The sequence below is a fragment of the Saccharopolyspora sp. ID03-671 genome, from assembly GCF_045278815.1.
Classification (GTDB): Bacteria; Actinomycetota; Actinomycetes; order Mycobacteriales; family Pseudonocardiaceae; genus Saccharopolyspora; species Saccharopolyspora ipomoeae.
This window is the reverse complement of record NZ_CP134054.1, coordinates 6,704,745-6,717,059: the sequence shown is the minus strand read 5'-3', so window position 1 is coordinate 6,717,059 and position 12,315 is coordinate 6,704,745. Positions and strand designations below refer to the sequence as shown.

15 protein-coding genes are annotated in these 12,315 nt (G+C 70.5%); 6 read left to right on the top strand and 9 right to left on the bottom strand.

Annotation, left to right across the window (positions count from 1 at the left end; genetic code table 11):
- Positions 1-50 precede the first annotated feature (50 nt).
- The 3 genes from REH65_RS31210 to merA all read right to left on the bottom strand — a co-directional run bounded on the left by REH65_RS31210 (position 51) and on the right by merA (position 2,740).
- The gene (locus tag REH65_RS31210) at positions 51-560 is read right to left on the bottom strand and encodes a DUF1440 domain-containing protein (RefSeq protein ID WP_406690322.1); all 510 of its coding nucleotides are present in this window, start codon (positions 558-560) and stop codon (positions 51-53) included.
- A gap of 90 nt (positions 561-650) precedes the next feature.
- Positions 651-1,292 (bottom strand): organomercurial lyase MerB, encoded by a 642-nt coding sequence (merB, locus tag REH65_RS31205; protein WP_406690321.1) that lies wholly within the window; start codon positions 1,290-1,292, stop codon positions 651-653.
- 35 nt (positions 1,293-1,327) lie between these two features.
- Entirely contained in the window at positions 1,328-2,740 is a 1,413-nt protein-coding gene (gene merA, locus REH65_RS31200) for a mercury(II) reductase (RefSeq protein WP_406690320.1), read from the bottom strand.
- A gap of 229 nt (positions 2,741-2,969) precedes the next feature.
- On the opposite strand from merA, the gene REH65_RS31195 reads away from it, so the two are divergent.
- Genes REH65_RS31195 through REH65_RS31170 form a run of 6 tightly spaced genes read left to right on the top strand, consistent with a single transcriptional unit; the run spans position 2,970 to position 6,062 of the window.
- Positions 2,970-3,254, top strand: a complete 285-nt coding sequence (locus REH65_RS31195; protein ID WP_406690319.1) for a hypothetical protein — start codon at positions 2,970-2,972, stop codon at positions 3,252-3,254.
- Positions 3,255-3,830: a TlpA family protein disulfide reductase gene (locus REH65_RS31190; protein WP_406690318.1), complete on the top strand. Its 576-nt coding sequence runs from the start codon at positions 3,255-3,257 to the stop codon at positions 3,828-3,830.
- Entirely contained in the window at positions 3,827-4,753 is a 927-nt protein-coding gene (locus tag REH65_RS31185) for a cytochrome c biogenesis CcdA family protein (protein ID WP_406690317.1), read from the top strand. The genes REH65_RS31190 and REH65_RS31185 overlap by 4 nt, the downstream gene beginning before the upstream one ends.
- A gap of 41 nt (positions 4,754-4,794) precedes the next feature.
- The gene (locus tag REH65_RS31180; RefSeq protein WP_406690316.1) at positions 4,795-5,184 is read left to right on the top strand and encodes an ArsR/SmtB family transcription factor; all 390 of its coding nucleotides are present in this window, start codon (positions 4,795-4,797) and stop codon (positions 5,182-5,184) included.
- Positions 5,181-5,444 (top strand): hypothetical protein, encoded by a 264-nt coding sequence (locus REH65_RS31175; protein ID WP_406690315.1) that lies wholly within the window; start codon positions 5,181-5,183, stop codon positions 5,442-5,444. Before REH65_RS31180 ends, REH65_RS31175 begins: the two co-directional genes overlap by 4 nt.
- Before the next feature lie 45 nt (positions 5,445-5,489).
- Positions 5,490-6,062 carry a hypothetical protein gene (locus REH65_RS31170; protein ID WP_406690314.1) on the top strand — a complete coding sequence of 191 codons (573 nt, stop codon included), beginning with the start codon at positions 5,490-5,492 and terminating at the stop codon, positions 6,060-6,062.
- A gap of 106 nt (positions 6,063-6,168) precedes the next feature.
- Here the strand turns inward: REH65_RS31170 and REH65_RS31165 are convergent, their stop codons facing one another.
- The 6 genes from REH65_RS31165 to REH65_RS31140 all read right to left on the bottom strand — a co-directional run bounded on the left by REH65_RS31165 (position 6,169) and on the right by REH65_RS31140 (position 12,315).
- Complete coding sequence (locus REH65_RS31165; protein ID WP_406690313.1) at positions 6,169-7,149, bottom strand: tyrosine-type recombinase/integrase; 981 nt, start codon at positions 7,147-7,149, stop codon at positions 6,169-6,171.
- 171 nt (positions 7,150-7,320) lie between these two features.
- The gene (locus REH65_RS31160; RefSeq protein WP_406693273.1) at positions 7,321-7,575 is read right to left on the bottom strand and encodes a MerR family transcriptional regulator; all 255 of its coding nucleotides are present in this window, start codon (positions 7,573-7,575) and stop codon (positions 7,321-7,323) included.
- Positions 7,576-7,618: 43 nt separating this feature from the next.
- Complete coding sequence (locus tag REH65_RS31155) at positions 7,619-9,838, bottom strand: hypothetical protein (protein ID WP_406690312.1); 2,220 nt, start codon at positions 9,836-9,838, stop codon at positions 7,619-7,621.
- Entirely contained in the window at positions 9,838-10,155 is a 318-nt protein-coding gene (locus tag REH65_RS31150) for a helix-turn-helix domain-containing protein (RefSeq protein ID WP_406690311.1), read from the bottom strand. The genes REH65_RS31155 and REH65_RS31150 overlap by 1 nt, the downstream gene beginning before the upstream one ends.
- Positions 10,152-11,261 carry a tyrosine-type recombinase/integrase gene (locus REH65_RS31145; RefSeq protein WP_406690310.1) on the bottom strand — a complete coding sequence of 370 codons (1,110 nt, stop codon included), beginning with the start codon at positions 11,259-11,261 and terminating at the stop codon, positions 10,152-10,154. The genes REH65_RS31150 and REH65_RS31145 overlap by 4 nt, the downstream gene beginning before the upstream one ends.
- A 160-nt stretch (positions 11,262-11,421) precedes the next feature.
- Complete coding sequence (locus REH65_RS31140; RefSeq protein ID WP_406693272.1) at positions 11,422-12,315, bottom strand: hypothetical protein; 894 nt, start codon at positions 12,313-12,315, stop codon at positions 11,422-11,424.

Sequence of the window (12,315 nt, the reverse complement as noted above, 5' to 3'; positions counted from 1 at the left end):
CTCTTCTTGGACGCGGGGGATCCTTGTTGCGTTCGGCCGTGCGTCAGGGGTCAGGGGCGGCGGTGGCTCAGCGCCCAGCCGGTTTCGGTGACCACGGCGGTCGCCCCCGCGAACACGAGGTGGGCGAGGAAACCACGCAGATGCGTCACGGCCGGGTAGGCGCGGTTGGGGGCGCTGTACCCCAAGAGCGGGGTGAGTCCTTCGTCGACGATCGCTGACATGGCCGCGCCGAGACCGAGGGCGGTGGGCACGGCGGGGGTGTGCCAGCGTCGCCGGATCACTCCGTACAGCGGTGCCCATCCGAGGGCCAGCCCGTAGTGGAAGGCGAGTCCGGCGCGCTGCAGTTGGCGTTCGGTGAGCTTGATCCCCAGCAGGTTCGCGGTTTTCTGTGCGGCGATCTGAAACGGTGGGCCGGGGCGCACGGCGTCCTCGCGGGCCCGGGCGGCTTCGGGTTCCCACTGGTAGAGCTTCATGCTGACCGGTTCCATCGCCTTGGTTGCCAGGTAGCCGGCTGCTGCGCCGAGGGCGAGGTCTTCGATGAGGGCGCTGTGCCTGCGCATCGCGTGTGTCCCTCCTGGCGTGACGTCTTTGGTGCTGAGCTGATGCCCGGCAGACCAGAACGGTGGTGTCCGGCCCGCCGGGCTCGTGGTCTAGCAGCAGCCCGGCGGGCCGTCGGGGATCATGCGTTGCTGGGCGAGTTGGTGGCCGAGTTCGAAGGCGTCGGAGATGGGCAGGGTCGTAGCGTCGGGGTGCTCGGAGAGCCATCCTTGGGCGGCCTCGGAGGAGGCGAAGAAGTGCACGTGGTTGCAGAAGGCCGTGCGCACCGACGTGCACTGCCCGGGGGTGACGAGGGAGACCACGGCCGTGGCCGGTTCCACGTTGGTGATGCCGTCGGGCGCGGCATCCAGGCGCACCGGTGTTCCGGTGGCGTGGCAGGGCGATTCCACCTGCGCGGTGCGGCTCAGGACGGCGGGGAAGATCAGGGTGTCCAGGGCGCACCAGGTGTAGAGCTGGTGTCCGTTGACGGTGAACCGGTGCGGGGTGGGTCGCTGGGTGAGGCCGTAGCCGACGATCCGGCCGGCGTCGTCGTATTCGGTGTCGGGCAGCGCGGCCAAGGCTTGGTGGACCTCGTGGCTGGAGTGTCCGGTGGCCGAGGCCAGCTGCTCGGTGGTGACCGGGCTGCCCTGGGCCAGCAGCCGCAGCAGCGGCTGCCACAGCCAGGGCAGGTCCGGGTTGGTGAGGCTCAGCGATGCGCTGACGGTGCGCGCCAGCGGAGACATCTCAGCGGTCATCGAGTTGGTCCTTTGTGAAGTTTCCGGGTGGTTGGCTAGGCGGCGCAGCAGGAGAGTTTGGTGACGTCTCGGGTGAAGGTTTGGGCGGCGAGTTTGAGCGCTTCGGCCATGGTCAGGTAGGGGCACCACAGCTCGCCCATGTCCTGCACGGTCATCTGGTTGTGCAGGGCGTAGACGGCGGTGGCGATCACCTCACCGGCGCCGTCGGCGAGCACGTGCGCGCCCAGCAGCCGCCCGGTGTCCCGGTCGGCGACGAGTTTGATCAGGCCGCGGGTGTCGCGGTTGACGATGGCGCGGGGCACGTTTTCCAGCGGCAGGACCCGGCATTCGCAGGTGTAGCCCTGCTCGACGGCTTGGGCGTCGGTGAGTCCAGCGGCGGCGACTTGGGGGCTGGTGAAGGTGACCCGGGGCAGGTGGTGGTAGTCGAGGGTCCGTTCGGCGTGGTTGAAGGCGTTGTCGACGACGATCGCGCCGTGGGCGGCGGCGACGTAGACGAACTGCGGGTGCCCGGTGACGTCTCCAGCGGCCCAGATCCGGGGGGTGTCGGTGCGCAGCCCGTCGTCGACCTGGACGTGCCCTTGGCTGCCGAGTTTCACCCCGACCTGTTCCAGGCCGAGCCCGTCGGTGACGGGGCGCCGTCCGGTGGCGATCAGCACCTGGTCCACGCGGAGTTCGCGCGACCCGTCACCGGTGCGGAGTTCGGCGACGGCGTGGCCGTTTGCGCGTCGCACGCTGGCCAGCGTGGCGCCGGTGTGCACCCCGATGCCTTCGTCGCGGAAGACCTGTGCGAGCGCCTGGGAGATCTCGGGCTCTTCGGCCGGGGCGAGGCGGTCGAGCATTTCCACGACCTCCACCCGCACGCCCAGCCGGGCGAACAGCTGGGCCTGTTCCAAACCGACGTAGTTCCCGCCGACCACGAGCATGGATTCGGGCAGGGCACCCAGTTCCATCGCGGTGGTCGAGGTCAGGTAGCCGACCTCTTCCAGCCCGTCGACCGGGGGTGCCCAGGGGCTCGCGCCGGTGGCAACCAGGTAGTGGGCGGCCTCGACCTGCCGCGTGCCGCCGTCGTGCAGCTGGACCTCCACGGCGGGCCCGTCGACAAACCGTGCTTCCCCGGCCAGGATCTCCCAGCCGTACTCGCGAGCCAGCCCGGTGTACTTCTCGGCCTGCATGGCCGCGACCAGATCGGCCTTGCCCCCGATGAGCTCGGTGAAGGCGACCTCATCAGCACTGGCCCGGATCCCGGGGAACTTGTCGGCCGACAGCGCGACATGCCGGGCCTCCGCGGCGGCCAGCAGCGCCTTGGACGGCACACAACCGGTGTTCACACACGTCCCGCCGATGATGCCGCGCTCGACCATCACCACCGACAGGTCCTGGCGGCGCGCGGCGATCGCCGCCGCGAACGCCGCCCCACCTGAACCGATGATCGCCAGATCCGCCCTCATCACAAGGCCCTCCATTCTCACTTCCCGATGCCCCGAGGGCCCGAGTTGTATTCGCTTTGCCGGATGTATGATGACATCATCGTATCCGACAAGGCGAATACGTGCAGGCAGGAGGAGCCACTGAAGCAGCGAGGCGTTCGCCGCGTCGCTGCTCGGCGGGCACCGGTGGTGCCGGCTTCGTCCTGCCCCGCGTTTTCGTGCCGACCGCGACCGTGCCGAAGGATTGATCATGTCCACTTCCCGCAAGGCGGACCTCCGCAGCGCCGGGGCCGTTCTTGGGCTTATGACGCTGGCGGTTCTGTGTTGCGCGGGCCCTGCGCTGATCGCCGCCGGGGCGCTGGGCGCTCTCGGTGCCTGGCTGGCCAATCCCTGGGTGCTCGCGGCGGCCGTCCTGCTCCTCGTGGGACTCGGGGCGTGGGCACTGCGCCGCAACCGCGGCACCACCAGAGCCGACTGCTGCCCGCCCGCATCCCCGGCGAACCACCACACCCGAACCGATGATCAGGAGCGTTGAATGCCCCGCACTCCACGTGCCTGGCTGACCTGGCCGCAGCGCCGCACGATGCCGATCACCGCGCTGGTGGGGGCCGTGCTCGCTGTCGTGTTGCTCAGCGCCTGCAGCCCAGGCCCCACCACACAATCGCCTGCCGGCCCCACCGGCGCCGCCCCCGCGCAGGCGCCGGCGGGTTCCGGGGCGTTCACCGCCCGCACCCTGGCCGGGAACACCATCGCGGTCCCGGACGGTAAGCCCGCCGCCTTGTTCTTCTTCTCCGTCAACTGCGGGACCTGCGGGCCCGGTGCCGTGGCCCTGGCCCAAGCCCACCAGGCCCTCGGCGACAAGGCCCGCTTCGTGGCCGTGGACGTCGCTCCGAGCGAGACCGACGAAGACATCCGCGGCTTTCTGACCGGCAACCGCGCCGAGTCACTCGCCTTCACCCGCGACACCAACGCCGGGCTCATCGGCGCCTACCAGATCAACCAGCTCAGCACGGTCGTCGTGATCGACCCGGCCGGAAACGAGGTCTACCGCGGGATCGAGCCGAGCGCCGACCACATCCAGACTGCGCTGACGCAGGCGGGCGCGCGATGACCGCGCTGCTCACCCTGGCCTTCGGCGCGGGTCTGCTCGCCCCGATCAACCCCTGCGGGTTCGCCGTGCTACCCGCGATGCTGGCCTACACCACCACTGGTGAGGCCCACACCCGCACCGGCCTGGGCACCCGGCTAGCCAGCGGGCTCCGCGCGGGCGGCGCGCTCAGTCTCGGCTTCGCCGGCACCATCACCCTCATCGGCCTGCTGCTGGCCGCCGGGCTGCGCTCGGTGACCGCCGCGGTGCCCTGGCTGGCCGCAGCGTTGGGCGCCGTCCTGGCCCTGACCGGCCTGGCGATGCTCGCCACCGGACGTACCCTGCCGCTGCGGGTGCCGACCCGTCGCGGCACCACCGTTGGCAGCGGGCCGCGGGGCATGGTCGGCTTCGGTGCCGGCTACGCCCTGGCCTCGGCCTCCTGCACCGTGGCGGTACTCATCGCGGTCGTCACCCAGGCACTGGCCTCGGCCAGCCTCGGCGGTCTCGTCGTCGTCTTCGCCGCCTACGCGGCCGGATCGACCACCCTGCTGCTCACCCTCGCGGTGTTCGCCGCCCTGGGCAGCGGCCTGATCAGCCGCTACCTCACCCGCCTGCTGCCGCACCTGCCCCGCCTCACCGGCGCCGTGCTCGCCGCCTCCGGCGGCTACCTGCTGGCCTACTGGCTTCCCGGGCTCCTCGGCAGCAACCCCATGCCAAACAGCGCATTCACCGCGGTGGTCGCCACGATCTCCGCCTGGATCAGCGCACACCAACTCGCCGTCGTGCTCGCAGCACTGGCCATCCTGGCCGCCGCCACGCTCGCCGCGGTGATCCTGCGCCGCACCACCCCCGCGCCAGCCGAAGACTGCTGCCCACCAGCGACCGGGGAGACCGAGCAGCATCGTCGCGACCCTAGCGCCGCCTCGAACAGCCACCCTGATTCGTAAAATCCGCCCTCGCGAATACGAGCGGTGACAGGAGCCCCCTCATGAACCACACCACGCCGAACCCGACGACCGCGGCCCTGCTGTCCGGCAACGGCGAGGAGGCCGGCACGGTGGCCAAGTTCTTCCGGGCTCTCGGCGACCCCACCCGGCTGCGGCTGCTGGAATTCCTGCTCCACGACGAGCACTCGGTCAGCGACTGCGTCGAACACGTCGGACTGTCCCAAGGCCGGGTCTCCACCCACCTCGCCTGCCTCGCCGACTGCGGCTACGTCCAAGCCCGCCGCGAGGGCCGCTGGTGCTACTACCGCGTCACCGACCCCCGCGTCGCCGACCTGGTCGTGCTGGCCCGCTCCCTCGTCGCCGACAACAGCACCGCCCTGACCGCCTGCCGCCGCATCGAGCCCGCCACCGGGGAGGCGAGCACACCATGAACACCCCCGAACCACCCCCGGACAAGCGAGATCGACGCGACCGGGACCTCTCCGAGCGCACCGCGGGCAAGTGGGGCATCGCCGCCCTCATCCTCGCCCTCGCCTGCTGCGCAGGCCCCCTCGTGATCGTCGCGATCGCCAGCGGAGCGCTCGGCGCACTGGGTGCGGCCCTGGGCAACCCCGTCGTGCTCGCCACCGCCGGCGTGATCCTCGTCGCCGCGATCACCGCCCTGCTCCTGCACCGCCACCGACGCCGGTGACCACGCACCTCAGCCCCACCGCCCAGCCCCTCGGAAGGAGACTGCATGCCGCGCTCAGCCGCCCCGTCGGCCACCCGACCCGGCACCGCCAAGACCCTGGCTCAGGTAGCCCGGGACCGCGCCTCGATCGTGCTGTTCATCGTCCTGGCCGTCGCCGCCATCGGAATCTATGCCACCGTGCTGCCCTCCGAAGCCGCCCACGGCAGCCTCAGCCTGCACAACTGGGCCTACCTCGACGCGACAACACTCGGTTTCAGCCTCATCCTCGGCATCGCGGCAGCCGCCCTGCTCACCCTCCAGACCTACGCCCTGCGGCAAGCCACCGCCCACCGCCGAACCGCCGGGGGCCGCACCGCCCTCAGCGGCGCCGGATTCCTCGCCAGCCTCGTGCCCAGCCTGTGCTGCACCCCGCTGCTACCCGCCGTCCTGGCCCTGTTCGGCATCGGCGCCGGCGGCGCGACCGCCACGATGAAAACCATCGCTCCCCACCGAGACATCATCCTGCTGGCCATCCTCGCCCTGTTCGTGGCGCTGGGATGGTGGACCACCCGCCGCATCGCAACCCGCGCCGGGGCAACCTCCTCCACCGCCCCGGACTGCTGCGGCCCCGAACACTGAGCTCCACCCCACCTGCGCTGCTGGATGGCACGACCAGCTCTGCGATCGCACCGCACAGGTCAATTGGCACGCCCGCAGCGCTTTCCGTGGCGGGATGCTGCCGCGCTCACCGGCGGCTGTCGCCGGGCGCCAGCAGACTGGTGACCTCGGCCAGGGCCGCCGGGGAGGGTTTGAAGTAACCGCGGACGTTCTCCGCCCGCTTATGCCGAGACTTCGCCATCAACAGCAACAGGCTGGCGCCAGCCTCGCCGAGGTGGGTCAGGGCGCAGTGGCGGAATTCGTGCAGATCCCACCCGATGCCCGGGCCGCGCAGGGCGGTGTGGGCATCCAGCAGGACGCGGGCCTGGCCGTAGGACAGTCGCGCGAGCCCGGTGTCCGGGCACAGGTCGCGGGGGCCGAGGACCTTGCCGGGTCCGGGGCGGCGGTGGGTGCAGAACACCGGGCCGCGGGTGCGGCCCTTGAGTAATCGGGGCAGCAGCCGGGCGGTGCCCGCGTCCCAGTAGACGGTCTCCAGCACGACGTCCTCACGGGCCTGGCCCCGGCGAGGGGTTTTCGCCCGCGCGCCCTTGGCCTTCACCGGCGCACGGCGCCCGGTCAGGTCGAGGTCCTCGATGTTGAGGCCGAGGATCTCGTCGGCGCGGGCGGCGGTCTCGTACAGCATCCGGTAGAACGCCTTCTCCCGGAGCGCGACCTCGCGCCGCGCCACCAGCCGGTCGATCGCCAGCCGCGACCGCACCGGGGTCTGCGAGTCCGGAACCGCCAGACGCTTGGCCCACCCCGGCACCACCGGTGCCCCGGGCTCACGGTTGTCCCTGCACCACGACAGCCACGACCCCACCGCAGCGCGGCGGGCGTTCCAGGTACCCACCGCCGACATGCCCCACAGCGACTCCAGGGCCTCACCGACCTCGTCGTCGGCCACCGTCACCAACGGCCTGGGCTCGCCGATCTTCACCGCGGTCTTGCCGACCGCGGTGGCATAGCCGCGGATCGTGTTCGGGTTCGCCAGCGAATCAAGGAACAGCTCCACCGACCGGCCGACGGTCAACACCGAGGAATCGGTCGGCAGCGCCACGACGTTGGACACCCGCGTTCTCCCTTGCCACAGATAACAGGGTCGCTTCGCGCGCCGCCGCGGGGACGTTCCAGCTGGACGTGATCAGCTTTGCCGCAGATAATAGAGCGTTATCTGTGGGAAGACTTCAGGCGCCAGTGGCGGTCGAAGCCGCGTCAGCCGCCCGCCAGGGCCGACGAAGGCTTAGCGCACGATCCGACACGGATGTTCCTCAACCCCCGCCCCCGATTCCCACACCCGCAGAAGCTCGGCGATCTCCTCCAGCGGCAGCCCCAGATGTTTGGCCGCGTCGATGAACGCCAGCCGATCCACAGCGTCCTCGCCGTAGATCCGGTAGCCGGCCGGAGTCCGCTCGGCGGGCAGCAGTCCCGAGGTCTCGTAGAACCGCAGGGTCGTGGCCGGGGTGCCGGTGCGTTCGGCGAGCTGGGAGATCCGCATCGTGCTCACCTCCCGACGGTAAACCTTCGACCCGGATCGAAGGTCAAGCCTGTTTCCCCCGCTCTCGCTGTTGCTTTTGCTCGTGCGCTCGGGCGTGGAGGAAGGCGTGCCAGTCGCGTTTGGTCCGGTGCACCCACTGGACCGCGGCGGTTTCGCTGAGTCCGAGCAGGGTGGAGAGCACTGCTGCGGGCAGATCGCTGGCCAGGCTGAGAAGGGCTGAGTTGCGGCTGATCCGGGTGGGGATGTCGTGGGCGGTGAGCTTGGAGACCAGGCTGGCCGCGGCCAGTGGCCGGCCTGCTTGTTGCCCGGGAAACAGCCAGTTCGCGGGTGTGCCCGACCGTCCGACCAGGGACGTGGTCGTGGCGGTGGCGATGTGCTCGGCGAGCAGGGCATCGAGTGCTGGTGGCAGAACCAGGCCGTGACCGTTGATCCGCAGCCGCGGCGCGTCGCCGAGATCGAGGTCGTCGGTGGTCAGTTCGACGATCCGGGCCACGTGGAGTCCGAAGACGAGCACGAGCGCGCCGGCGACCCGGACGTCGAGCGCAACGTCCTGGTCGTGCAGGCAGCGGTGCAGGAGTCGCCCGTAGTCGTCCTCGGTAAGGAAGTCCTGCGGATCACTGCTGCGGTGGCGGGGCAGGTCGAGCTCGCCGACGAGTCGTCGTCTGCGGGCCCAGCGCAGGAAGTGGCGGGACTGCAGGCGGTTCCCGCCTGCGGACAGCCATTCGTCGACGTCGGCCTGGGTGAGTCCGGCCAGGCTGGTGTTTCGCTGCTCTGCCCAGGTCAGCAGGCTGATGGCCACGTTGATCAGCATGCGGGCACGGGCACCGCTGTGTTCGGTGAATCGCTTGTGTTCCGCGCGGTGGCGGGCGCTGCGCAGCACCGACCAGTGGGCGTAGGGAGCGATGATGCGGCGGTGGTGCTCGGGAAGCGCCCGCACGGTGCGCTCGGCCCAGGCGTCGGCTGCGGCCAGGGCCTCGTTGCGCTTCGCCAAGATCCCCAGATGGACGAGCATGGCGCGCAACGCGATGACGGCATTGCCTGGTGGCAGGGCATCAAGGGCGTCGTGGCTGATGTCGTCGCGGCCGATCATGCCGCGCAGGATCTCGGCGCCGCTGTTGTCGCGGCGCAACCATTCCAGGACCGATCGGACGCGTTCGGCCCGCGCCAGCGAGTCAAGCAGCGGCTGCAGTGCCGCGGGGACTTCGCCGTGGTCGTCGGCGAACTTGCACCGAAGCCGCTCGGCGGCCACGCAGCGCACGCATCGCCCCTGGTGGAACAGTTCCTCGGCGCCGGATCCGCAGGTGCGGCAGGCGTAGTCGATGTCCGCGCCGGAGCACGGCCCGCACACGTCGCGGCCGGCGGGATCGTGTCCGATGAGGGGCCGGATATGCCCGCAGCTCGGGCACAGCTGTGGGTTGGCTCGGCTGGTGCGGTAGCAGTCCCGGCAGACGCCGCCGATGGGCCAGTGGGCCGCGACCGGGCGCGCTCGATTGCAACGAGCGCACGGCGAGGTGGGAACGTCCACGCACGAGCGGCACACCGGCTGACCGGTGGTGATCCTGCGGCACGGCCGCCGCCGGCCGCAGCGCGAGCACTGCGCGATGGTGTGGTTGCAGCGTTTACACAGCTCCCGGTCGCCGTCGGGGTCGCGCTTGGTGATGATCCGGACGTCGCCGCACTGACCGCACCGACGCCGAGGCCGCGTGGTCGACTCGTAGCAACGAGGGCACAGCGGTCCGTCCGGACCGCGTGCCGCCGCGATGTCGACCTGGCCGCACCGGCTGCAGCGGTGTTGCGGGTTCGCGTGGCAGCTGGAGCACAGGGCGGAGCCGTCGGGCTGCCGCTTCTGCGGCCGCCGGCGTTCCCCGCACCGCGCACACGGCTCAAACCGTGAGGGATCACGGACCCAGCAGGTATCGCAGATCCGTCCGCCGGTTGCCTGCAGCCGCAACGGCTTGTCGGTGCGCCCGCACCCCGCACAGGGCACCAGTACGACCGCGTGGCCGCGTGCGGCCAGGTGCTGCACCAGCCTTACCAGCACCGTCGGGCACTCCGGCGAGCCAGCGACCAGCGCGTCGGGGTGGGTCAGCAGGTGCGCGTCGAGGTTGCGCAGCCCGGTGTAGCCGTCGGCGTTGACCGCGATGAGGATCTCGCGCGCCTGGTCCCGATCAACACCTGGGAGGTGGGATACCAGGTGGTCGAGCACCCGAGCACGCGCGGCCAGGGTGGCCGCGACCCGTTCCCGGGTCGTGGTTTTCGCCATCAGTCCGGCCGCCGGATCGTGCTGCGCCGCACCGGCGGCGCGGCCGCACGCCCCTGCTCGGCGGTCTTGCGGAGCTCGGCGTTGACGACCTGGACCTCGATAAGGTCGCCTGGCTGGCAGCCCAGGATGTCGCACAACGCGGCCAGCACGTCCATCGACAGTCGCTGCGGCGGCTGGGCGACCAGGCGGTAAACCTGCTCGCGGGACAGGTGGATTCCCCGCTCGGCCAGCAACGGCACAAGCTCAGAGGTCTGAAACATCCCCTGCTCGGCCATCCGTAGCCGCAGGTGCCAGTCGATGCCCATCTTCTTGATCACGAGGTGCTCTCCCACAGGTCGCTGTTGCGTGACCGCAGCGCGCTGGTCAGCAGCCGGTTGCGGTACTCGTCCGACACCCCGGAGTACAAGGCGGTTGTCGAGGCGTAGGAATGCCCCACCTGGTCCTGAACGAACTTCTCCGGGTAGCCGAACTCGATCAGGTGCGTGACGTAGGAATGGCGCAGGCAATGCAGGTCCAGCTCCGGGTCCAGACCGGCTTCGTCGCGCACGACCGCGAACAGCTGGTCGATCTTGCGGTAGCTCAACCGGCCCCGCCGCTCGGTGATCCACACCGCGGGGTGCTTGCCGGGGCTGAACAGCGGCCGCAGTTCGGTCACCCACTGCTCCAGCACCGGCACGACCCAGTCCATCTCCGGCACCAGCAGCACGGTGCGCCGCTTCGGCGGGCCTCCCCGTGAGGACTTGCCCCAGCGCACGAAGACGCCGCCGAACTGGCCGAACTCCCGTACTTTCGGGTTGCGGCGGAAGTCGACCACGTCCAGTCCCCAGGCTTCGCGGCGGCGAAGCCCGAAGGCGTAGATGGTCTTGAGCATCGCCGCTCCCCGCTGGGCGGCCAGAGCGCCTTTACGGCCGCGGGCCCGGATCTGCTCCACCCTGCCGTCGGCGGCGTCGAACAGTTCCTGGACCTCGTCGTAGCTCAACGGCCGGCGTCCCGGCCGCCCCTCGAACTCCGCGGCGTGCACGACGCTGTTCTCCGGATGCAGCAGCTGGCGCGGCACCGCCGCGAACTTCTCGCTACACAGCTCGGTCCAGCCATAACGAGCATCGACCAGGTAGTCCAGGAACATCCGCAGGTCCGTCTGATAGCCCCGCGCGGTCGACACCGCGATCGGCCGCGAACCGGAACGAAGGTGATCGAAGAACGCCTCGACCTCACCCACGTTCCACTGCCACGGGTACAACTCGGAGAACCGGTGCAGGCGCCGCAGCAGATCAAGCCGCCGCTTGATCGTCTCGTCACGTAAGAACCGCACCCGCTGCTGGCGCGCCCAGCCCTCCAACATCGCCGCGAACACCGCCGGCGCCGGGTCGAGATGCACCACCCCGTCGGCCAGCACCGAACGCGCGGCCCCCGGCAAATCCACCTGATCCACGATGTTGCATTAAACACAACATTGTGGCTCCTGATCTAGCAGGTCTGCTGTTTTCCCAGCGCACCCCAACGACCACGGAAACCGATCGCGCGCTACTCTCCCCGCTGACCTGCTGCTCAACGCAGTATCTGCCGATGCATCAATGTTGCATCTACCCCAATTGGTCCTTGATCCGTAGGACGCGGGGCTGGTGTCGCCACCGGCCGTACTCCACGGCAGTGTCGGTCTCGACCTCCGCGACGACCTCGATCTCGCAGGGCTGCCAGGGCAGCAGATCGTGCCCGGGCAGCCCTGCGATCACCCCAGGCAGCAGCTCCGGGCCGCCACGCGGACGCAACACCGCAGCCAACTCGGCACGCACCCCGCGCGGCACCGGCTGCGACAACCCGACCGCCCGCCACCGGCCGGCAAGATCGGCCAACCCCAGAACGACCCGGTCCGGACCGGACACCCCCAGCACCACGGCCTCGCTTGTCGTGATCCGACGGACCTTCACCCAGCCGCTACGACGGCCCGCCTGATAGACCCCGCCGACGGGTTTGGCCACCAGGCCCTCGATGCCCCTGTCCGCGGCCTGCTCGCTCATCCACCACAGCGCCTCATCGCGCTCGAGGGTCATCGGAACCGGCTGCACCACCCCAAGACCGCCGCCATCCAGCCGCCGCACCAACTCGGCACGACGCTCCAGATACGGCTGCCGACGCCAATCCCGCCCACCGGCGGCCAGCAGATCAAAGGCGGCGAAGTACACCCCGACCCGCTGCTGGCGGCGGTGGGCCGGGCTCATCTGCAGCGCCGCGAACTCGATTCGCCCCTCGTATCGGTAGGCCACGATCTCGCCGTCGAGCACCACCGACCGGCCCGCCACCGCGGCCAGTATCTCCGGGAACCGGGACCCCAGGTTCGTGCCGGTGCGCGACCACAACCGCTCGACGGCCAGGAGCCCGCGCCAGCCGTCGAGCTTCGGCTCGAATGCCCACCCCGGGCCAGCCGGCACCTCCCGCCGCGGCTGGGCCGTAGCCAGCACCTCCGGCGACCACGCCAT

What these genes read in the sequence shown, in the direction of transcription:
- REH65_RS31210 (WP_406690322.1), bottom strand. Translation starts at nt 560, where the DNA reads ATGCGCAGGCACAGCGCCCTCATCGAAGACCTCGCCCTCGGCGCAGCA.
- merB (WP_406690321.1), bottom strand. Translation starts at nt 1,292, where the DNA reads ATGACCGCTGAGATGTCTCCGCTGGCGCGCACCGTCAGCGCATCGCTG.
- merA (WP_406690320.1), bottom strand. Translation starts at nt 2,740, where the DNA reads ATGAGGGCGGATCTGGCGATCATCGGTTCAGGTGGGGCGGCGTTCGCG.
- REH65_RS31195 (WP_406690319.1), top strand. Translation starts at nt 2,970, where the DNA reads ATGTCCACTTCCCGCAAGGCGGACCTCCGCAGCGCCGGGGCCGTTCTT.
- REH65_RS31190 (WP_406690318.1), top strand. Translation starts at nt 3,255, where the DNA reads ATGCCCCGCACTCCACGTGCCTGGCTGACCTGGCCGCAGCGCCGCACG.
- REH65_RS31185 (WP_406690317.1), top strand. Translation starts at nt 3,827, where the DNA reads ATGACCGCGCTGCTCACCCTGGCCTTCGGCGCGGGTCTGCTCGCCCCG.
- REH65_RS31180 (WP_406690316.1), top strand. Translation starts at nt 4,795, where the DNA reads ATGAACCACACCACGCCGAACCCGACGACCGCGGCCCTGCTGTCCGGC.
- REH65_RS31175 (WP_406690315.1), top strand. Translation starts at nt 5,181, where the DNA reads ATGAACACCCCCGAACCACCCCCGGACAAGCGAGATCGACGCGACCGG.
- REH65_RS31170 (WP_406690314.1), top strand. Translation starts at nt 5,490, where the DNA reads ATGCCGCGCTCAGCCGCCCCGTCGGCCACCCGACCCGGCACCGCCAAG.
- REH65_RS31160 (WP_406693273.1), bottom strand. Translation starts at nt 7,575, where the DNA reads ATGCGGATCTCCCAGCTCGCCGAACGCACCGGCACCCCGGCCACGACC.
- REH65_RS31155 (WP_406690312.1), bottom strand. Translation starts at nt 9,838, where the DNA reads ATGGCGAAAACCACGACCCGGGAACGGGTCGCGGCCACCCTGGCCGCG.
- REH65_RS31140 (WP_406693272.1), bottom strand. Translation starts at nt 12,315, where the DNA reads ATGGCGTGGTCGCCGGAGGTGCTGGCTACGGCCCAGCCGCGGCGGGAG.